General features: G+C 44.6%; 22 protein-coding genes. 9 read left to right on the top strand and 13 right to left on the bottom strand.

Annotated features, from left to right (window positions below; translation table 11 throughout):
* Positions 1–166 precede the first annotated feature (166 nt).
* Genes LZG73_RS20450 through LZG73_RS20435 form a run of 4 tightly spaced genes read left to right on the top strand, consistent with a single transcriptional unit; the run spans position 167 to position 4,920 of the window.
* Positions 167–2,575 (top strand): thiamine pyrophosphate-dependent enzyme, encoded by a 2,409-nt coding sequence (locus LZG73_RS20450; RefSeq protein ID WP_233854090.1) that lies wholly within the window; start codon positions 167–169, stop codon positions 2,573–2,575.
* Positions 2,505–3,170 carry a sugar transferase gene (locus LZG73_RS20445; RefSeq protein WP_233854089.1) on the top strand — a complete coding sequence of 222 codons (666 nt, stop codon included), beginning with the start codon at positions 2,505–2,507 and terminating at the stop codon, positions 3,168–3,170. Before LZG73_RS20450 ends, LZG73_RS20445 begins: the two co-directional genes overlap by 71 nt.
* A gap of 27 nt (positions 3,171–3,197) precedes the next feature.
* Positions 3,198–3,800 carry an acetyltransferase gene (locus LZG73_RS20440; RefSeq protein WP_233854088.1) on the top strand — a complete coding sequence of 201 codons (603 nt, stop codon included), beginning with the start codon at positions 3,198–3,200 and terminating at the stop codon, positions 3,798–3,800.
* A complete protein-coding gene (locus tag LZG73_RS20435; protein WP_233854087.1) occupies positions 3,793–4,920 on the top strand; it encodes a DegT/DnrJ/EryC1/StrS aminotransferase family protein in 1,128 nt (375 codons plus the stop codon). The genes LZG73_RS20440 and LZG73_RS20435 overlap by 8 nt, the downstream gene beginning before the upstream one ends.
* 57 nt (positions 4,921–4,977) lie before the next feature.
* Here LZG73_RS20435 and LZG73_RS20430 read toward each other — a convergent pair whose 3' ends face one another.
* From LZG73_RS20430 to LZG73_RS20415, 4 genes are all read right to left on the bottom strand, one after another.
* Positions 4,978–5,841 carry an FKBP-type peptidyl-prolyl cis-trans isomerase gene (locus tag LZG73_RS20430; RefSeq protein ID WP_233854082.1) on the bottom strand — a complete coding sequence of 288 codons (864 nt, stop codon included), beginning with the start codon at positions 5,839–5,841 and terminating at the stop codon, positions 4,978–4,980.
* Positions 5,842–5,917: 76 nt separating this feature from the next.
* Positions 5,918–6,580 (bottom strand): endonuclease III, encoded by a 663-nt coding sequence (gene nth, locus LZG73_RS20425; RefSeq protein ID WP_233854081.1) that lies wholly within the window; start codon positions 6,578–6,580, stop codon positions 5,918–5,920.
* A gap of 61 nt (positions 6,581–6,641) precedes the next feature.
* Positions 6,642–6,890: a hypothetical protein gene (locus LZG73_RS20420; RefSeq protein ID WP_233854080.1), complete on the bottom strand. Its 249-nt coding sequence runs from the start codon at positions 6,888–6,890 to the stop codon at positions 6,642–6,644.
* Positions 6,865–7,464 carry an RNA polymerase sigma factor gene (locus LZG73_RS20415; RefSeq protein WP_138368148.1) on the bottom strand — a complete coding sequence of 200 codons (600 nt, stop codon included), beginning with the start codon at positions 7,462–7,464 and terminating at the stop codon, positions 6,865–6,867. The genes LZG73_RS20420 and LZG73_RS20415 overlap by 26 nt, the downstream gene beginning before the upstream one ends.
* Positions 7,465–7,845: 381 nt before the next feature.
* On the opposite strand from LZG73_RS20415, the gene LZG73_RS20410 reads away from it, so the two are divergent.
* Positions 7,846–8,541: a YjjG family noncanonical pyrimidine nucleotidase gene (locus LZG73_RS20410; protein WP_233854079.1), complete on the top strand. Its 696-nt coding sequence runs from the start codon at positions 7,846–7,848 to the stop codon at positions 8,539–8,541.
* Position 8,542: 1 nt separating this feature from the next.
* On the opposite strand, the gene LZG73_RS20405 is transcribed toward LZG73_RS20410, so the two are convergent.
* The 4 genes from LZG73_RS20405 to LZG73_RS20390 all read right to left on the bottom strand — a co-directional run bounded on the left by LZG73_RS20405 (position 8,543) and on the right by LZG73_RS20390 (position 11,726).
* Positions 8,543–9,433, bottom strand: a complete 891-nt coding sequence (locus tag LZG73_RS20405) for a trypsin-like peptidase domain-containing protein (RefSeq protein WP_233854078.1) — start codon at positions 9,431–9,433, stop codon at positions 8,543–8,545.
* Positions 9,434–9,456: 23 nt separating this feature from the next.
* Positions 9,457–9,996 carry a DUF2911 domain-containing protein gene (locus LZG73_RS20400; protein ID WP_233854077.1) on the bottom strand — a complete coding sequence of 180 codons (540 nt, stop codon included), beginning with the start codon at positions 9,994–9,996 and terminating at the stop codon, positions 9,457–9,459.
* A gap of 4 nt (positions 9,997–10,000) precedes the next feature.
* Complete coding sequence (locus tag LZG73_RS20395; RefSeq protein ID WP_233854076.1) at positions 10,001–10,654, bottom strand: DUF6089 family protein; 654 nt, start codon at positions 10,652–10,654, stop codon at positions 10,001–10,003.
* A gap of 61 nt (positions 10,655–10,715) precedes the next feature.
* Positions 10,716–11,726, bottom strand: coding sequence for a DUF6089 family protein (locus LZG73_RS20390; RefSeq protein ID WP_233854075.1), 1,011 nt, complete (start codon positions 11,724–11,726; stop codon positions 10,716–10,718).
* Between the two features lie 243 nt (positions 11,727–11,969).
* Between LZG73_RS20390 and LZG73_RS20385 the strand changes: the two genes are divergently transcribed.
* From LZG73_RS20385 to LZG73_RS20375, 3 genes are read left to right on the top strand one after another with little or no spacing between them, the layout of a single operon-like run.
* Positions 11,970–12,596: an ABC transporter ATP-binding protein gene (locus LZG73_RS20385; protein WP_233854074.1), complete on the top strand. Its 627-nt coding sequence runs from the start codon at positions 11,970–11,972 to the stop codon at positions 12,594–12,596.
* Between the two features lie 23 nt (positions 12,597–12,619).
* On the top strand, positions 12,620–13,813 hold the full coding sequence (locus LZG73_RS20380) for an FtsX-like permease family protein (RefSeq protein ID WP_233854073.1): 1,194 nt from the start codon (positions 12,620–12,622) through the stop codon (positions 13,811–13,813).
* Positions 13,814–13,870: 57 nt separating this feature from the next.
* Positions 13,871–14,323 (top strand): DUF3299 domain-containing protein, encoded by a 453-nt coding sequence (locus LZG73_RS20375; RefSeq protein WP_233854072.1) that lies wholly within the window; start codon positions 13,871–13,873, stop codon positions 14,321–14,323.
* Between the two features lie 6 nt (positions 14,324–14,329).
* On the opposite strand, the gene LZG73_RS20370 is transcribed toward LZG73_RS20375, so the two are convergent.
* Together LZG73_RS20370 and LZG73_RS20365 are read right to left on the bottom strand one after the other, a co-directional pair.
* A complete protein-coding gene (locus LZG73_RS20370) occupies positions 14,330–15,415 on the bottom strand; it encodes a complex I subunit 1 family protein (protein ID WP_233854225.1) in 1,086 nt (361 codons plus the stop codon).
* A 48-nt stretch (positions 15,416–15,463) separates the two neighbouring features.
* Entirely contained in the window at positions 15,464–16,465 is a 1,002-nt protein-coding gene (locus tag LZG73_RS20365) for a gliding motility protein (protein ID WP_233854071.1), read from the bottom strand.
* Positions 16,466–16,480: 15 nt separating this feature from the next.
* Here LZG73_RS20365 and LZG73_RS20360 point away from each other — a divergent pair, with 15 nt between their 5' ends.
* Positions 16,481–17,362 (top strand): NAD-dependent dehydratase, encoded by an 882-nt coding sequence (locus LZG73_RS20360; protein ID WP_233854070.1) that lies wholly within the window; start codon positions 16,481–16,483, stop codon positions 17,360–17,362.
* A 50-nt stretch (positions 17,363–17,412) separates the two neighbouring features.
* Here the strand turns inward: LZG73_RS20360 and LZG73_RS20355 are convergent, their stop codons facing one another.
* The 3 genes from LZG73_RS20355 to LZG73_RS20345 all read right to left on the bottom strand — a co-directional run bounded on the left by LZG73_RS20355 (position 17,413) and on the right by LZG73_RS20345 (position 20,759).
* Positions 17,413–18,567 (bottom strand): peroxiredoxin, encoded by a 1,155-nt coding sequence (locus LZG73_RS20355; protein ID WP_233854068.1) that lies wholly within the window; start codon positions 18,565–18,567, stop codon positions 17,413–17,415.
* 19 nt (positions 18,568–18,586) lie between these two features.
* On the bottom strand, positions 18,587–20,083 hold the full coding sequence (gene gatB, locus LZG73_RS20350) for an Asp-tRNA(Asn)/Glu-tRNA(Gln) amidotransferase subunit GatB (RefSeq protein WP_233854063.1): 1,497 nt from the start codon (positions 20,081–20,083) through the stop codon (positions 18,587–18,589).
* 88 nt (positions 20,084–20,171) lie between these two features.
* Entirely contained in the window at positions 20,172–20,759 is a 588-nt protein-coding gene (locus LZG73_RS20345; RefSeq protein ID WP_233854062.1) for a hypothetical protein, read from the bottom strand.
* Positions 20,760–20,856 lie beyond the last annotated feature (97 nt).

Here is a 20,856-nt window from a genome sequence, read left to right as displayed (position 1 = left end):
ACAAGATTAAGTTTTAAAACTTAAAATTAATAATCATTAACCAATATTAACAATGCTGCCAAAAGTTATACGTGCCACAGCGATGTTATTATTTTCCTGCATAATTTTGGCATGCATTCAAAAAAACGTAATTTAACTACGGATTTATTCCAAGTAAATTTTGCTTATGCTTCAAAATGATAGTTTAACCGGTTCAGGTGTATTGAGTAAAGAAAGCATCACCAAGGACTATCGGCTTGCGTGCGAAAGTCGTCAGGTGAGTCTGCTGGGGAGGAAGGATACAATGGGCGGGCGGTCTAAATTTGGCATTTTCGGAGATGGTAAGGAAGTGGCTCAGATTGCATTGTCAAGAGCATTTAAGATGGGCGATTTCCGCTCGGGATATTACCGTGACCAGACGATAGAAGCGGCGCTGGGCAATGTCACCTGGCAACAGTTTTTTGCACAAATGTACGCCCACGCTGATCTCGAACATGAGCCGAGCACAGGCGGGAGATCAATGAACGGCCACTTTTCTACGCGCTGGCTTGATGAAAACGGGCAATGGCTCGATCAGACCAAAATATACAATTCGGTTTGTGATATTTCTTCAACTGCCGGACAAATTCCGAGGGCATTGGGCCTTGCTTATGCCTCCAAATTATTCAGAAATAACAAAGAGCTTCAACATCTGACCAACTTCACGCGTCAGGGAAATGAGATTGTTTTTGCCACCATTGGCGATGCTTCCACTTCGCAGGGTATGTTTCTGGAAGCCATGAATGCGGCCGGTGTTTTACAAATTCCCTTGCTAACATCCGTTTGGGACGACGGCTATGGCATTTCGGTTCCCATTGAATATCAGACTACAAAGTCGAGTATTTCCAAGGCGCTTGCTGGTTTACAGCGTAACGAGGAAGAGCCAGGATTGGAAATATTTACGGTTAAGGGCTGGGATTATCCCGGCATGATCGAGATTTATCAACGTGCTGCGAAGTTGTGCAGGGAAGAGCAGATTCCCGTGCTGGTGCATGTTACGGAGCTCACGCAGCCACAAGGACATTCGACTTCGGGTTCTCACGAGAGATACAAATCCAAGCAGCGTCTGAAATGGGAAAACGAGCGCGACTGCAACATTCTTTTCAGAAACTGGATTTTGCAAAACGGCTATGCAACGGACGAGGAGCTTGAACAGATAGAAATTGAAGCCAAAGAAACGGCGAGCAATGCGCGCAACCAGGCTTGGCAGGCTTACCGCAAAGATCTTGACAAAGAATATCTGGAAACGATCCAGCTTTTACAGGACACCATGCGTTCCAGCGCCTCTTCTGATGAGCTGAGCAATATTATCCTGGAACTTTCAAAAACTTATCTGCCGGTTAGGCGGGATATGGTTTCCAGCATTCGAAAGGCTTTGCGCGTGTTGGGAAGTGAAGAAAATCCCTTTAAAGCAGCACTTAGGGCATCTTTAAAGAACAGCTTGTCGGAAAATGCTGCCCGATTCAGTTCCAATTTATACAGCGAGTCTGCCGATTCTCCATTAAACGTTCAGCCTGTAAAACCGCAATATTCCGATGACAGTCCGGTTGTCGATGGCCGCGAAGTGATCAGGGCATTTTTCAATGCTTTTTTCGAAAGAGATCCGCGCGCGGTTACATTGGGCGAAGATGTAGGCTTCATTGGCGATGTAAATCAAGGACTTGCGGGTTTGCAGGAAAAGTTTGGTGAGTCCCGCATTACAGACACGGGCATTCGCGAAGCGACCATTGTTGGTCAAGGGATCGGCATGGCCATGCGTGGTTTGCGCCCAATCGTTGAAATCCAATATTTTGATTACATCTATTATGCCTTGGCGACATTGACCGACGACCTCGCCACATTGCGTTACCGGACGGCTGGCGGTCAAAAAGCGCCATTGATCATTCGCACGCGCGGGCACAGGCTCGAAGGCATTTGGCATTCAGGTTCTCCAATGGGAACAATGCTTAGCAGCCTTCGCGGAATACACGTTATTGTGCCACGAAATTTTGTGCAAGCCGCTGGATTTTACAACACATTAATTAAAGGCGACGACCCGGCTTTAGTTGTAGAGCCGCTTAATTCTTACCGTCAAAAAGAAATTCTTCCAGACAATATCGGCGAAATCTGCCTGCCTTTGGGCGAACCTGAAATAATTCGTGAGGGAAATGACATTACCATTGTGACCTATGGCTCCATGTGCCGTATAGTAATGGAAGCCGCTGCGCAATTACAGAAATCGGGGATCGAAGCGGAGGTGATCGATGTGCAGACATTGTTGCCTTTTGACATCCATGGCGTCATCGGCGAGTCGGTTAAGAAGACGAACCGGGTGATTTTTGCGGATGAAGATTTGCCTGGAAGCGCCTCTGCGTATATGATGCAGCAGGTTGTGGAAAAGCAAAATGTTTACCGCTGGCTCGATTCCGCTCCGGCGACGATTTCAGCAAAAGATCACCGCCCGCCTTATGGCTCAGACGGCGATTATTTTTCCAAACCAAATGCAGATGATGTTTTTGAAACAGCATATCGAATCATGCGGGAAGCAAATCCGGAGCGTTATCCGGAGATTTTCTGACGCGTGTAATGTTGTTTACTTTAAAATAGGAAAAAGAATTTTAGACATATTTTTAGCGGCGGCCGGACTAATCATCCTGTCGCCGCTTTTTATTTTAATTATTGTTATCCTTTGGTTGGAAAACAAAGGCAATGTTTTCTTTTTCCAGGCTCGTCCGGGGCTTAATGAGCAGATTTTTGTGTTGGTTAAATTTCGCACATTGTCTGACATTGAACAGGGAAATAAGACATTACATCGTGCAACCCGCATTGCAAAGCTGCTCCGAAAATCTTCACTTGACGAAATCCCACAACTTTGGAATGTTTTAAAAGGCGACATGAGCTTTGTAGGGCCGCGCCCATTGCTCCCCGAATATCTCGGTTTATACAATGCAAGTCAGCAAATTAGGCACGCCGTTTTGCCGGGCATAACAGGCTGGGCGCAGGTCAAGGGGCGTATTGCGATAACTTGGGAAAGAAAGTTCGAGCTTGACATTTGGTATGTAGAAAACCGGTCTTTCAAGCTTGATATGAAAATTATGCTTTTGACATTCATCAATGTTTTAAAACAAAAAGACGCGCGCTCACCGTCTGAATTTGAGCGGTTTAAAGGTTGATTTTACAAAAAATAACACACTGAATTCATGCTGATTTACGGAGCCGGCGGCCACGCCAAAGTGATTACAAGCACACTAAAAGATTGCGGAAAAAGCATCAAGAAGATTTTCGACGATGACCCAAAAAAACGATTATTGCTTGAAATAGGCATATTAGCCTATAACCACAATGCGGATATTGATGAGCAGCTGATCATTGCTATCGGAGATAATTTAGCCAGAAAAGCCGTTTCCAAGCAGATAAGCCATCATTTCGGGAATGCCATTCATCCTGCTGCGCTCATTGACAAAAAAGCTTTCTACGGACCGGGCACCGTTATTTTGCACGGCGCTATCATTCAATCCGACGCCATCATTGGCCGCCATGTGATTGTAAATACAGGAGCCATCGTTGAACACGATTGCATCATTGCCGATTTCGCGCATATCGCACCCGGAGCAATCATTTGCGGAGGCGTCAGCATTGGTGCATGCACGCTCGTGGGCGCAGGAAGTGTGATCATTCCAAATCTTATTATTGGCAAAAATTGCGTGATCGGAGCCGGAAGCGTCGTTACCAAAAACATTCCCGACGGCGCGATTGCTTACGGAAATCCTGCACGCATCATAAAATTAACACACTATGAATGATAAAATCTGGCTGTCACCCCCGCATATGGGCGGTGCTGAAATGAAATTTATTGAGGAAGCTTTTTTCACAAACTGGATTGCGCCAGTCGGCCCGAATGGGGACGCATTTGAGGCGAAAGTGAAACATTATGTTAGTCGAGGTCATGCGGCCGCTGTGTCGTCCGGAACGGCAGCATTGCATCTTGCCTTGCTTGCCTTGCAGGTAACGAAAGGCGACATTGTTATTTGCCAATCACTGACATTTGCTGCCAGCGCCAATCCCATTGTTTATCAAGGTGCGACTCCCGTTTTCGTGGACAGCGAAGCATCCACCTGGAACATTTGCCCAGAAGCATTAACGAAAGCAATTTTATATTATATCAAAAAAGGTAAAAAGCCTAAGGCAGTGATTGGTGTACACTTGTATGGCATGCCTGCGCAGCTAAGTGAAATTTTAACCATATGTGACCACTATGAAATTCCATTCATTGAAGACGCGGCGGAAGCATTGGGATCTGAATATAACGGGCAAAAGATTGGCTCCTTTGGCACAATGAGCATTTTTTCGTTCAACGGAAATAAAATTATCACCACATCAGCAGGCGGCATGCTGTTATCCGACGATCCTGAATTAGTAAGCAAAGCCAAGTTCCTGGCTTCGCAGTCACGCGACAATGCGCCTTATTATCAGCATTCGCAGATTGGCTTCAATTATGGCCTTAGTAACATTTGTGCAGGAATCGGATTGGGGCAAATGGAAGTCATAGCTGACCGCGTTGCACAGCGAAGGGCGAATTTTGAATTTTACAAAAACGCGCTGGAAAACTTAATAGGCCTGAAATTTCAGGAAGAACCGGTCAATTGTCTATCCAATCGCTGGTTAACGGCTTTTACATTGGATAGCAAGCGGTCGGGCGTTTCGGCAGAGTCAATTCGCATTCAACTCGCCGATAACAACATTGAATCCCGCCGGATCTGGAAACCCATGCATTTACAGCCTGTTTTCAGCAATGCTCCTTACTTCGGAGGCCGCATTGCAGAGGAATTGTTTCAAACGGGGCTGTGCCTGCCATCCGGTTCCAGTCTTTCACAAGATGATCTTCAACGCGTTACGGATATTATTACAAAGCATTTTGCATAAAAAAATGTCCGCGAACAAAGCCCGCGGACATTCCATACTTAACTGATATTATAAGATTTACTGAACTTCGATTTCGAATTGAAGCGGTGTATAAGGCAGGATCGCGTTATTCCCTGTTTTTCCGTAACCTAAGTCAGAAGGAAAAATGACAATCGCCTTCTCCGTTTTACGCATCTTGCGAATCGCGCGGTCAAATCCTTTGATGTTGTTGCTGGTTCCCGTCGTAACGTCCATTGTGCCTTCACCAAATTTCGTATCATCCAGAAACTTGCCAACGTATTTCACTTTGACTGATTTGCCTACACCGAGGGTGTCTCCTGTAACAGCTGGTGTGCTGGTTCTGATAATGACCAGATTATCCACTGTTCTTTCCACTTTTGTATAACCTTTTGCGGCAATGTAATCATCAATTTGCTGAGGCTCACTGCGTGTTTTCAAAAACTCAACTTCCAGACGGATTGGCGAATAAGCGGGAATGTTAACCCTGTCAACAGCACCCGAAGCCAGGTAAAACGGCAAAAACAAAGTCGCTTTTTCACCTGTTTTCATAAGGAAAATCCCGCGTTCAATGCCGCCCCAATATTGATATCCCTCAACCGGAAATGTAAATGTAGTTTTGGTGTCAACTGTTGACGAAATAACTTTGGTGCCGTCAAGCAGATAACCGGTGTATTTAATGGTCGCTGCGTCACCTCTTCTTGCAAGTTGGCCATTTGGATTGGCAGTGCGGATAATGTAATACAATCCGGAACTGTCTTTAATGGCTTTTGAGCCGAGACTGTCTGTTTTAAGATAGTTCTCAATGGCAACTTCATTTTCTTTGATTTTTTGGGTATCGTCCGGATTGTCCGAATCCATGCAACCCGACAATCCAATCAGCAGGGCAAATACGATGACCAATGATAAATTAATACGCTTCATTTCTTTCCTTCGTGCTTTAAAATTAATGGGAATTATACTTTTAACAGAGACTCGACAGGGCGTAAAAAGGTTGCAATCAAGAATTGAAAAGCGCCATCTTTACGTTTTTTTCGAAGTATTTACAACATGGAGAGAGTGGGCATTCCATACATTTGGGACTTCTGGCCAGGCAAATGTATCGTCCGTGGAGGATTAGCCAGTGATGTGCTTTGTAGACAAGATCTGTGGGCAAATATTTCATTAATCCCTTTTCAACAGCCAGCGGCGTTGTGGCTGTCATTGGAACAAGTCCTATCCGCCTTGAAACCCGGAAAACGTGCGTATCAACTGCGAGCGTTGGCTGATTAAAAACAACAGAGGCGATCACATTAGCCGTTTTACGACCAACGCCGGGCAGCTTTTGCAGCTCATCAACAGCGGCGGGAACTTCGGAGTTGAATTCCGTTACAAGCATTCTCCCCATTCCGACCAAATGTTTGGCTTTGTTATTGGGATAGGAAACAGACCGGATGTAAGTAAAAACCTCATCAACATTGGAAGCGGCTAATGACTCAGGGTCGGGAAAGCGCTCAAATAGGGCCGGAGTGACCATATTGATCCGCTTATCTGTGCATTGTGCCGATAATATAACTGCGACAAGCAATTCGTAAGGATTGCCGTAATGCAGTTCAGTTTCAGGCTCGGGAAAATTTATCGTAAAATAATCAAGGAAAAACTTGAATCGGTCTTTTCTAAGCATAAAGAAATCCTGACCGTAAATGCATACGGCCGGTTACAGATTTAATAAAAAGACCCACCTCTTAAAAAGAAAGAGCGGTGGGTCTTTTTGATGAAAACTGTTGAGAATATCTGAACACTTTCAAAACCGACTGATCCGAAGGAGTCCGAACGATTTTGTCCATCTGGCCTTGAATATCAAGAGAATCCAGATAAAAGTTCATCAAATCACTGTCAAGCGCTAGGGCCTCAACAATCAGGTCATTTTCAATCTCTGTTGTTTCGGCATATAAATACCTTACAACATCATCGTAGGTAAAAGTTTTTGTCATATTGTGGGGCACGTTGGTTGAATTGCTTACGCAAGTTTATCAACGCGTAACGCATCCTGCCCAATGCCGTATTAATACTCACTCCTGTTGCATCGGCAATTTCCTGAAAGCTCATGTCCTCATAGTGGCGCATGATCAAGACTTGCTTCTGAACATCAGGTAACCGCTGGATCATCTCCCGCAGTTGCTCATGTGTTTCCTGACGAATCTGGATTGACTCAACGGAATCCTCCGAAAAATCCAGCGTATTGAAAACACTGCTTCCATCTTCAAATACTACATTGGGGTAGCGTTTATCGCGTCTGAAATAATCAATGGCGAGATTGTGTGCGATACGTATAATCCATGGCAAAAACTTGCCTTCATCATTATATCTACCACCTTTTATCGTGTCAACGGCCTTAATAAATGTATCCTGTAATAAATCCTCGGCTACATACTGGTCTTTGACAATTAGATAAATAGTGGTGTATATTCTTGATTTGTGGCGCTGAACCAGCTTTTCAAATGCTTTTTCATTACCGCGGACATACAATGTTACCAACTCACTGTCGCTAACTTGGACTTTCTCCATTTTTACTATTCGATTTAGTTAACGTAGAGCGGTTCGTCGATATTGTTTCTCCTTTCTGTATAGTGAAATAATGAACTGTCTTATCTGTATTTTGAATTATACATATCAAAGAAATGGATTTGAAAAATAAATTGCAAATCTTTGGGTTTCTTTTTTTTGTAAAATAAATTTTATTAACAACTGTTAACAATACGCCCATCTTTTTAGGAATATTCCACTGATATACGTTGCTGCTATTGCTTTTGTAATAATAAATTGAACTTATCGAATGACATACGTGCCGGCGATAAGGTTTGGATCACTTCGAATTTTTTATTTCTGTTTTTTCTGGAATAATATTATAATTTCACTTTTCTAATAAAACTTGAATTTTTACCAGATATGAAATACAAGCATCTTTTCTTTGATCTGGACCATACACTCTGGGATTTTGAGAAAAATTCATCTGAATCTTTGGAAGAGATTTTTCATACACTAACATTGATCCAGTATGGCGTTTCATCATTAGACGCATTTATTCAGTCTTTTTTGAGGATTAATACCCAGCTTTGGGACGCATTTGACCGGGGAAAACTGCACCATACCTATATACGTGAGAACCGGTTTAAATTGGTGTTTGAAGAACTTGGCGCGGCATTGCCACCCAACCACACGGAGATCGGCGAAACTTACTTACGAACACTGCCCAGTAAAAAACATTTGCTTGAAGGAGCGATGGACTTGCTGAACTATGCCAATTCGGCTGGATATGCGATGCACATTATCACCAACGGCTTCAATGAGATTCAGGCCAAAAAGATAGCCAGCTCGGAAATCGGTCACTTCTTTGAAAATATTATCACTTTTGAAACTGCGAATGCCAAAAAGCCGGATCCAAAAATATTTGCCTATGCGCTCGAAAGAGCGCGCGCAGTTCCTTCTGAGAGCATTATGATTGGCGATAACTGGATTGCGGACATTATGGGCGCGAAGCAATTTGGAATCGACACCGTTTACTACAATCCTGCCGGCCTTCGCTTTGATGAAAGTCCAACTTACGATATCCGGCGACTGGAAGAATTGATGCTGATATTGTAGCCTATGCCTCGGCTTCGTAAAACGTTACATTCTTTTCGCGGAGAAATTGCTTGATCACATCCACGTGAACGCATTGTCCTACATTCAGGAAAGGATAATTGGACACTCTTTTACGGTGCCCTTCCGTGATCACTTCCCGGTTGACCTGATCGAACCCAAGATGTAAATGCCGCGTGGAGCTTTGTAAGCCGTAAATCGTGCCGTTAGGATCGAAAAGCGGTCCGCCGCTTTGTCCTCTGAGCCCGGGCGTGCTCATTTCAATGCCTACCACACCGCTGCTTTCGCCAATGTGCCTGGTGACGATTCCGTCAATTGGGAAGCTTGGCGTGTTAATGCGCCCGGTCTTCAACCATTCAATGTCGCCCGTATTTTTGTTAAATTGATAATTGGTGAATTCAGGAAACGGATAACCCAATCTGCATAAATATCTTCCTTGCTTTACACTTCTCGAATCTTTTAAAAAGCGCGCATAACCTTGATATTGCTTGCTTTCAAAATCACGAAACTGAATGATCGCCAAATCCTGGCTCGGATGTAAATGAATCGCCAGGCCTTTGTAAGCCGTGACACAATTGATGAAGTTATAAAGAATCCGAATTGGATTGTCGCCGTTGATCTTGTATTTCGACTCTAAAAATTGCCGCTGCATTTCAGCGCCCGGATCTTTTTCAAACTGCCTTAACTCACTTTTGAATTTCAGGTAATTTTCATAGATGGAACTCGCATAATAAATCTGCTGGGCAACGTGGCGACAAGTTATGGCGAAGCCATTTTCATTGACAAAAAACAATGTTGCTGTTCCCGGCACGATGTCGCTGCCAGTGTAATAACGGAGAATAAAATGGATGGGACGCGTAAACTGATCTACTTTTTCAATTGCTTCGACAAACATAAAAGGGGAATGCAGGCAGACGTTTATTTGGTGATTGGGACCAGTGCTTCTGTTTGGTCCCAGCTCAGGATCATATTTACCCCGCCGGATATTTCTTCGAAGTAAATGTCAAATAATTCCTGCACTTTGGGTCTGATGCGGATTGGGACGTCAACATTGAGAATGTCTTTGCCATCATTATACTCCGTCCCCCATTGGCCTACTTCGGAGTTCAGGATGATTTTCCAAGTGCTTTGTCCAGGCACGGAATAGAGCGAATAAGTGCCTGCCTTAACTGGCTTTCCACCAATGGAAAGTCCGCTTCCAAGTTCTATTAATGTTGCTTCATTGGCCCCGGTGCGCCAAACTTTGCCATAAGGCAGCAGTGCTTTATCTTGTTCTCTGCCAAAAAGCAACCTCCCCTTTTTACTTGGCTTGCTGTACGTAACCTTGACGCTCACGCCGTTAACATTGGTTTCGGCAACCGCCTCAGGACTAAAAGACTTCGTATATTTTCTGACACCAAAAAACCCAACTAATCCAATCGCAAGCAATGCAACGCCAATGAGGAGAATTCTTTTCATATAATCAGGGGCAAACGATTTTGTAAAAAGTATAGGTTACCGACAGTCGTAAATAATAATAATTATCTTTCAACGACGGGTCACCTTGCTGTAATTTATCCGTGTTAACGGGATCGCCCCCCAAATTATCAAGATAATCCGAATATGTTTTCCGCGCACCATATTCTATTCCAATATTCCAGGGACGCCGCACCTGATATTTGATCCCGACACCATAAGGCAGCACAAATGTGCTTGTTTTGTAAGCAGCTGTCTGAGGGCTTGGATTAAATTTTGCATAACCAATGCCGCCAAATACATAGGGACTCCAGTTCACGGCAAATCGTCGGTCCTGAAAATTAAGGAAATTATATTCTGCCACAGCATTCCCTTCAAAAATGCGCGAAGTGAAGGACATATTTCTAGCTTGTTGAAAAGGATCTTTGCTGTGCTTGTCATCGGCACCAATAACGCCGCCCATGAATTCAGCGCGTAATGACAGCGTCTGATTGGGGTTATAGCGAAAAAAAACGCTTCCAGCCGGCTTGAAAAACCGCAACCTGAGCGATGGTGAGATATCTCCTTTGTAATTAAGCGCACCTAGCCCGGCGCCAATCTCGATTTTTTGCGCTTTGACGGAAACCGCAGTTGCCATAAAAAAACAAATACTCACTGCCATATTAAGCAGCAAGTATTTGACATTCAATACATTCGAAGATGACATCAATGGAATACTTCAATTATCTTAATGGAGGACATTTAATCTGCGACGGCAACATGTAATTGATATGGATCATACCAAACAAATAATTATCCGTGTAAGTAGGGCTGTTTCCGCGGTCCGTTCCCGGTGCTCCGAAACCGGTCGTGGGCAGTGCTGCCAAAGGATCATTGGTTTCCAGATTATAGTTTACAACCAGGAATTTTTTCAATGATTCTGTTCTGTCTGCTCCTTTTCTCACTGCAAATTGCTCTCTTGTGCGATTGTTAAGCGCCAGTGCGGTTGGATTATCAGCAAACAAAGCAGGGTCAGCGTAATCTCCATGCGCATCATCCAGATAATCCGTAAATGTTTTGCGGAAACCCAGCTCAGCCGAAATGTCTAATTTGGAATTGATTTTATAACGAACGCCTATTCCGACTGGAATCGCGAATTGAACCAATGAATATGGTTTGGCATAACCTTCATTTCCCTGACCCTCAGTTCCTAATGGTTGCAATTTGATCCATTCACCATTCAATGAATCCAGTGCTTTGGGATTGTGCGCGGTTAAAGCAATCCCGGCAAACAAGTAAGTGCCAAACTGCGGCCTGCGGTCATAACTGCGGTTATCAGGCGTTAATTTGAAAATTCCTTGCACAGAGAATTCCTTCAAATCATTGCGAAAGTGTAAGTTTCTGGCGTAAAAAATGTTTGATTCAAGCTTCGAACTCCTGTTCATAATGTAATCATCACCCGCAATTCTGGCGTAAATAAAACTTGCTCTCGCTGCCAGGCGTGGTGTGAAATGGCGTGTATAGTTTCCGCCGATGCTCCAACGCATCATTTTGAATGTTGAAGCAATTGGTCTTCTGTAAGGTGCGAAATCTCCAAAATAACTCGAAGTCCCGATTCCGAAGCCTGCCGTAGAATACGGAACAAAAATCCCCCTGCTTTGCGCCTGGGCGTCCCGGTTCAGTAACAAAAGCCCACAAATCATGATCATTACCAACGCTCCGGATACTTTCTTCAATTTAGATTTTCTACGCATTTTAAGATCAATTTTTTGCAAAAATAGAACAGTTGTTGGTTTTATTCAGGGTGTAACACCATTTCAACGTATTTAGCAATGATTTATTTGTAAGGATAAAGCTTTTTAATGATGTTATAGTTTGTCAGGTTTTTAGGCAAGCGAAGGTGCGCGAATTAAGTCTACACAATGCATTAACCCGCTTTTTGGCTGGAAAGAAAACAAAACTTCATTATCATTGTGAATGGAAAAAAGCCTTCTTAAATGATTTCAAGCACCAATCTTCGATTCGCTTACTCCGCTAAAAAAACGTTTAGCTTCCCGGACATTCAATGCAAGGATAAAGAAACGCTGCTGATATTAGGCCAATCCGGAAAGGGCAAAACCACCCTGCTGCATTTGCTCGCATTGCTGCTGAAACCCACTTCCGGCGACATCATGATTGCGCAAAAGTCCGTCGGCAACCTTTCGGCTGAGGAAGCAACAAAGGTGCGGGCGAAGAACATTGGCATTATTTATCAAAAACCGCATTTCGTAAGCTCGCTGTCCGTTATGGACAATATTTTACTTTCAAATTATTTGGCAGATCAGCCTCAAAACAAGCAAAAGGCACGATTATTGGCAGAAAAGCTCAGTTTTGCAGAACATTTGAACAAAAAAACTTCTCAATTGAGCCAGGGCGAGCAACAGCGCGTAAGCATTGCGCGATCACTCATGAATGATCCGAATGTAATCCTGGCAGACGAGCCGACTTCCAACCTGGACGATACCAATACGCAAAAAGTCATCACGCTTTTAAAGGAACAGTCCGCCTCCATTGGTGCAAGTTTGATCGTGGTGACGCATGATCAGCGTTTGAAAGACGAGTTTTCTAACCAGGTTTTTTTATAAATAACTGCCCTAATTCACGCAGCATGAATGTTTTTAAAATAAGTCTGGCTAATCTGAAAGAGAAAAAGCTGAATAGTTTTCTGAGTGCATTGCTCTTAACGCTCGGCATTGGCATGATTTCGCTGCTTCTGTTGCTTAACAAACAATTGGACGAGCAGTTTCGCCGAAACATTCGCGGCATTGACATGGTCGTTGGCGCCAAGGGAAGTCCGTTGCAATTGATTTTGTCGAGCATTTACCAAATCGATGCGCCTACGGGCAATGTTCCGCTCTCTGAAGTGGACGCATTGCGTAAAAATCCATTTGTAAAAACAGTCATTCCGCTTTCTATGGGAGACAGTTATCAGGGTTTCAGGATTGTGGGGACAACCCCAAAATATACGGAACATTTCCAGGCCAAACTTGCGCAGGGAAAGCTTTACAATGCTTCGATGGAAGTTGCAATTGGCAGCAAAGTCGCAGCGCAATCACAATTGAAAATCGGCGACACATTTGCCAGCTCGCACGGACTTGATGCTGACGGCGATACGCATAAGGAGAAAAAATACAAAGTCACAGGCATTTTCGAGCCGAGCGGTTCAGTCGTGGACCAGCTGATTATCACACGATTATCGAGCGTTTGGGACGTGCATGAACATGCGGAAGAGCATGGTGCGCACGAAGAATCGGACGAAAAACAGGTTACGAGCGCATTGATCCAGTTCCGAAATCCGATGGGGCTGCTTACAATCCCGCGTCAGATCAATGCGAACACTTCCATGCAGGCGGCATTGCCCAGCATTGAAATCAATCGGCTGTTTACTTTGCTCGGCGTCGGCATCGAAACGCTCCGGACGCTGGCTTTGATTATCATCACCATTGCCGGAGTCAGTGTTTTTGTCTCGCTATACAATTCCTTAAAAGAGCGGAAATATGAGATGGCGCTAATGCTTTCCATGGGAGCGACGCGCTCGCGGCTTTTTCTGATGTTGTTATTGGAAGGACTGATGCTCGCCGTGATTGGCTTTTTCGCGGGCATCATTGCCAGCCGCGTCGGGTTGTGGTTATTTTCAAGAGCGGCAGAGCAGGATTTTCATTATTCACTACGGAAATTCACCATTTTACCACAGGAAATCTATTTGTTTTTTGCAGCACTGTTTATTGGCTTCCTCGCGTCCGCATTGCCTTCGCTCGGCATTTACCGCTTGAATATCTCCCGGACCCTGGCAGAAGAATGATATTCTTTATAAATTTGTTAACTTAGTTAAATCCTAACCAAGACAAATCAAGCGCTGATGAAATCCCTAAGAATCATAATATTGCTTTTTTGCTTAACCTCTTTGTTGGCTTTTACACCCGCTTCAAATCCTGTTAAAGTGACCTGGGAAGTGTTGCGGGACGTGACTTTCAAAAAGAAGTGGTATGCCGAAGAATCCATTTATATGCTGCATCCAACTTTCGGTCCGAGTGTTCAGAAGTTGAAAAATCAGCAGGTTACGATTACGGGTTATATTCTTCCGGTGGATCTGGACGCCAATTTATATGTGCTTTCAGCATTTCCGTTCAGTGCGTGCTTTTTCTGCGGAGGTGCTGGTCCTGAGACGGTTATGACATTGAATTTCAAAAAGAAAGATGGTCGAAAGTTTAAGACGGATGAGCGTTTGACATTTGTTGGCACATTAAAACTGAATGCCGACGACATTTATCAAATGAATTATATTTTGGACGGCGCAGAAATCGCTGAGTAAGCGATTTTAAATTCCAATCAGCCTCCAAACGCCCGAAATAAAGAAAAGCACCAGTCCGACTGGTGTCAAAACTTTCCATCCCAAATACATAAGCTGGTCTACGCGCAAACGCGGCAGCGTCCAGCGCGCCCACATTTGAATCAGAATTCCGAACATTGCCTTGCCGAACAACCAGAAAAATCCCGTCAGATAACCAAACCAGGTTCCCGGTTCTCCGCTCGTCCAGTCCGCCAGTCTGACGGGCCCAATGTTAGGAAACGGCGTGTTCCAGCCTCCCAAAAACAAAATGGCGCCTAATAGGCAGACGAGCAGCATCATGCCATATTCTGAAAGCATAAACAATGCCCAGCGCATTCCAGAATATTCCGTGTGAAAGCCCGCAACAAGCTCGGATTCACCTTCCGGCAAATCGAATGGTGCGCGGTTGCATTCTGCCAGTGAGGCGATGAAAAAAATGACATAAGCCAGAAGCAAGAATGGATTTCTGACCACATTCCATGACAAAAACCCTCCAATGTGCGTCACGTCGACGCCGAGACTGCGCATGCCGAAGAGATAAACGGGCTCATTGGCATAGATTCCTTGCTGATAACTAATGATTTGCAAATCAAGCGTTTGCGTCAGCATAACCACGCATAAAATTGACAAACCCAACGGAATTTCGTAGGAAATAATCTGCGCAACGGCACGCATCGCGCCGAATAAGGCAAACTTATTGTTAGACCCCCAGCCTGCCATCAACAAGCCAATGACATCAACCGAGACGATTGTAAGCAAAAAGAAAACGCCAACCGACGCGCCCGAACCAGCTAAATCAGGAGCCAGCGGAACAACTGCAAAACCAGCGAAAACAGAAACGAAAATGACAAACGGAGCAATGAGAAAAAGCTTCCGATCGGCTGCTTTTGGAACAATATCTTCTTTTTGCAGCAGTTTCAGCAAGTCAGCGAAAAGCTGCAATAATCCCCATTTCCCAACTTCCATCGGCCCCATCCGATCCTGAATAAATGCGGAAACCTTGCGTTCCAGATAGACGCCGATCACCACAAAACCAGGGACGAGAAGAAGAAAAATAATGAGTGTAAAGGGGATCAACGGCTTTTTCGGATCTGGTGACAGCCGCAAAAGTAAGCAAAAAACTTACTCCTCTTCGTCGGGCTCACCGTTATATCCCGAATCCTGCAAAATCCTCGGCGCATTGTCTGTTTCCATCAATTCCGCAAGGGTTATGCCCGGGTTTTCGGCTCGAAAGCGGTTCACGATCCGCCAACCCAGCCAGCGGGCAATAGCACCCGGCACTTTTGGTCCGATTTCAGTTGTAAACGGCCTTTCTTCGATAAATTTCTTCTTCCTCAACTCCACTTTTTCATACAACAACTTCGCCGACACAAAGTAAGCCCAAATGTCGCGCTGGCTCGCATAAGTTCTCCGCAGGTTGTCTGGCGAATAACCCAAAATGAGATTATCGGGTGTGTTCGGCATCACTTGCTTTACAAATGCATAACCTTTTCCATAGCCCACCATATCGGCAAGCAGCGAATTATCAGTCGGGTCCATTTTGTTGAATTGATTGGACTCGAAAAATACAATGGATGGCACAATGTAATCCTTTTGATATCTACGCAATTGATAATCAAACACATCTGGACGGAATCTTGCGTCAGGTCCGCCAAAATAATCCAGACCAATGATGATCAGGGAATCGGAAATGTATAAATCGTTTCCTGTAAATCCGGTGCTGATGAACTGGACTTTCGGGATTTTAAATGCAGGAAAATGATATTTGATTTGTTTAAAAGCTTCGCCCAATGGATTTAAAATCGTTGTTTTGCGATCGCCGATCAGGCTGTCCAGCTGACTATTGAATGCTTGGAAATCAGGATTTTGAATTATGCTGAATAAATGGGCGGCAAGTTGATTTGCATCCGTCTGGGACTCGGCGAAATATATTTGCAGCAAATGCGGACGCTTGTTAAGAAAAACACTGACGTCACCGACCGATTTGCAAGCCAGCAATTCCTGATCAAGGTTTTCGGAAACAACATTAACAGTCTCGGTGCTCGTGTCCACCTCCAGTCGCTTGTCGGTGTTACAAGCTGAGAATAACATGGATACAACACAGAAAAACAGCAGAATTCTCATTGCTAAGCAACTAAAATGATGGATAAGGACTCAAAATTAGAAAAAAATCGGATAAGCATTCTGGGTTGCGGCTGGCTGGGATTTCAACTAGCTCAACGTCTGCTTGAACAACATATTTCATCGCATGTCAAAGGAAGCACGACGTCCGCAGACAAGATTAAGAAGTTCACTGAAAAAGGAATTCAGGGCTTTTTGCTGCAATTAAAGCCAGAATTTGAAAATACGGCAACGGACTTGGAATCCTTTTTCAATACAGATACACTCATCATTTCACTCCCTCCCCGACTGTCGAAGAACGAGCCTGGCTTTTATCAGCAACAGATAGAAGCTGTGGTCAGGGAAATAAAAAAGTCTCCCGTTCGGGATCTGATCTTTATCAGTTCCACTGGCATTTATCCTGAATTAAACAGAATTATGACCGAAGATGATGTCACAACACCTGAACAATCCGCTTCGCCGGATATGGTCGAAGCCGAAAATCTCATCCAGACATTGCGGCCCGAGCGGAATGTTTCCATCTTGCGATTGGGGGGTCTGATGGGTTACAACCGCATTCCCGGAAAATATGTGAAGGGACAAAAGAATATGACAACCGGCTCAATTCCTGTTAATTACATTCACCGTGACGACGCCGTGGCCATCATTCTGACGATTATAAAAAGTGGTATTTCAAATCAAACTTTCAACATTGTCGCGCCCATTCACACCACGAGAAGGGAGATTTACGAGGCTTCCTGCGCGCAATTTGGCTGGGAAACGCCCACATTCGCCGAGCCGGATTCCAAACCCGATTATAAGATCATTTCGGCTGAAAAATTTGCGCAACATTATGATTACGCGTTCAAATTTCCTGATCCTTTGCAATTTTATTACAGCTTGGAAGACTCTGATGCATAAAAAATCCGCAAGACAGATCCTGCGGATTTTTAACTACTTCTAATCTATTGTCATTGTGCGCCCAGCAACTCGGTAAGTTTGGTTTCCAATGCTGGTCCGCGTAAGTTTTTCGCAATTATCTTTCCTTCTTTATCAATCAAGAACGTGGCTGGAATGGCATTAACTCCATAACTCTGCGCAACGCCCGAATTCCATTTTTTCAACTCCGAGCCGTGCAGCCATTTCAATTTATCGCGTTCGATTGCTGTTTTCCAAGCCTTCTCATTATCGTCAAGTGACACGCCATAAATGTCAAATCCCTTGTCTTTGAACTTGTCATACATTCTCACAACATTTGGATTTTCCATGCGGCAAGGACCGCACCACGAAGCCCAGAAATCGATCAGCACAAATTTTCCGCGCAAAGAAGAAAGCGTAACCGGCTTTCCCTCGGGGCTGTTTAATGTAAAATCAGGCGCTTGCTGTCCTACCGAAACGCCTGCAACTCTTTTAACCTGACCAATAAATCCTTTGGCCAATGTTGGTGTCGGTTCAACTTTCGCGTAGTCGTCAGCCAACTTTTTCAAAATTTCAAGATCCGTGTCCGGATTCAAGAAATTATTAGCAGTGAAAAGCGCCACCAATGATGTGCCCATTTCAGGTAAAAGCTTCTTAATCACATCCAAGCGTTCCTTGTCAGCTTTGGCAAAGTTTTCCTGCACTTCCTGGATTTTCTTAGCGTCTTTCTTTTCTTCGGCTTTGGCATATTCCTCATTCCAAACCGTCACCTTTCCTGCAAAAGCGCGCATAAGCTGGTCTATTTGCGCATAATAGTCCATGTTTTTAGAGCCCTTAATCTCTGCATTTCCGCCATTTCCCTTTTCGTCCCTTGCCGTTCCGTCAGCAACAACATTGAATGTTTCACCGCCTTCTACAAGCAAGGTAACCTTTTGACGGTCAGCTATATTGAGTGCAAAAAAACTTCCCCGGTCGTTTTCAACGCCTTTCAATGCAAAAGAGCCATCGGCTGCCAGTTGTGTAGAATCAAGCTTTAATGATGATCCGCCGGCTGTTGCGCGTAATAGCGTTACTTTTTCGCCCTTCGCGCCATTTTTGACTTTACCATTAACCGAAAATTCCTTCGGCGAAAGCTGCTGTGCATGGACTTGCATGCTTAGTAATGCAATGCTTAATATAAAAATGCGCTGTCTGACAATTCCTCTCATAATGCTTTATTAGGTTTTGTTATCCCAATTTTGAAGTTAATAATTGACTAACAAGTTTGGGATCGGCGGTGTTATTTGATTTTTTCATAACCTCGCCAACGAACAGTCCCAATAAACCTTTCTTTCCTTTTTTGAAAGCGGCCACCTTGTCTGGCATTGCGTTAATTACCTCATCTACCAACGATTCAAGCTCATTTGTATTGCTGTTTTGCAGCCAGTTATTTGCCGAGGCAATCTCCTCCGGCGCACGTTCCGGCTCTGCCAAAAGCACTGGAAAAATTTTTTGAGTGGCTACCGAATTGCTCACGGTGTCCGACTCCACCAAATCAATCAAAGCCCCTAGGCGCTCCGGACTAATCGGAAAGTGCTCGATATTTCCTTCATGATCATTCAAATATGACTTAACCGGACCCATCAGCCAGTTGGATGCTGTTTTGTACGCGGGCGTTTTGGCACAAACTGCTTCAAAATAAGCTGCGATTTCTCTCGTGTCGGTTAGCACCATCGCGTCATATGCAGGAATTCCATATTGATTGGTGAATTTCTCCCGCAACTCGTGAGGCAATGCTGGCATTGAGGATCTTATGCCTTCAAGCCATTCGTCCGAAACAACGACCGGGCTGAGATCCGGATCGGGGAAATAGCGATAATCATTCATCGTCTCCTTCACGCGCATGCCGTAAGTTTGTCCTGTTTCGACGTCGAACATGCGTGTTTCCTGCTGTATTTCCTGATCGCTTTCCAACATGGCGACTTGCCGCTTTTCTTCAAAACTAATGGCGCGCATCATGTTCCGGATCGAATTCATATTTTTGACCTCAACCTTCGTTCCCAGCTTGCTTTCGCCCCTTTTCCGAATAGAAACATTGACATCGCATCGCAATGACCCTTCTTCCATGTTGCCATCGCTAATGTTCAAATAGCGAACCAGGCGGCGTATTTCGGTTACGAAAGCACCCGTTTCTTCGGCAGAACGCAAATCTGGCTCGGACACCATTTCCACCAGTGGCGTTCCAGCACGGTTATAATCCAAAAGTGTTTCCGTTACACTGCCATCATGCACCGATTTTCCTGCGTCCTCTTCTAAATGTATATGGTGAAAGCGAATAAACTTTTCAGTCATTTTCCCCACTTCATTCTTTGTGGTTATGGTCACGCCACCATTCCCGCAAATGGGTTTTTTGTCCTGAGAAATCTGGTAACCTTTTGGCAGATCGGGATAAAAATAATTTTTCCTGTCAAAAATGGTTCTCTGACTTATTGAACAGCCACACGCCAGTCCCAACCGGATCGCATATTCGACTGCTTTTTTGTTAATCTTAGGCAATGTTCCCGGCAACGCAAGCGTCAGCGGGCCGATATTGGTGTTGGGTTCCGCCCCGAAAAGGTTGCGGTCCTGGGCAAAAAGCTTTGATTCCGTTAAAAGCTGACAGTGCACTTCCAGCCCGATTACGGTTTCGTAAGTGGCCAAAAGTTCATCCGTGACGTCAGAAGGATGCAGTGCGTTTTGAGTCATATTAAATTACAAATGCTTTCGCGAAGATACGAATACGGGCCGTCCATAGCATGAACGGCCCGTATTTTCTAAAAATGTCGGCTTACTATTATAAGGAGTTGATCCAGTTGGCAATCACGACGATATCGCCTTTTGGAACGTGAGCCATAGGTGCCATTGGAGGATAGCCAGGCCAATGTTCAGGTTTTGGCGCATGAACCAATTCTACGATTTGTTCCGGTGTGTATTTTTTCTTGGCAACATCTGCATAAGCCGGTCCGATCACCTTGTCATATGGCTGATGGCAAGCAAGACAAGCATGTTTATTAAGCAATGCAGAAACGTCAGCCGGCACAGGTTTGCGTTTGGGAGCCGCTGCTGCAACAGGTGCCGCGGCCGCAGGAGCCGCCTCGGTAGATGCTGACCCAGTGGATGGTGCTGCATCAGCGGCAGGTTTTGCTGAATCGCCCGCTGCTGGTGCAGGAGTTTCTGCCGCAGGAGCCGCCGCTGCTTGCACAGGCGCAGGCTGATTTTTTCTTTCGTTTTCCAGATCTACAAGTGCAGTTTCCTCTCTTGATTTGCTTCCAGATCCGTAATATTGATCATATTTCTGCTTGTCTTCCTCCGAAGAACAACCGATGAAGAACGAAACCGCCAGTGCTATAAGCGCCAGTGGGGTACTTTTTTTAAGAGTCATTGTTTTTAAATTAAGAATTTCCGCCAGATTAAGCATTCGCAAATAAATGCACACGAAGAAAGTAAGTTTGTGCTACATTTCCTTCAAATTTAAGACA

It is taken from the genome of Dyadobacter sp. CY326, assembly GCF_021390515.1.
Lineage (GTDB): Bacteria > Bacteroidota > Bacteroidia > Cytophagales > Spirosomataceae > Dyadobacter.
This window is presented reverse-complemented; position numbering and strand designations above follow the sequence as displayed.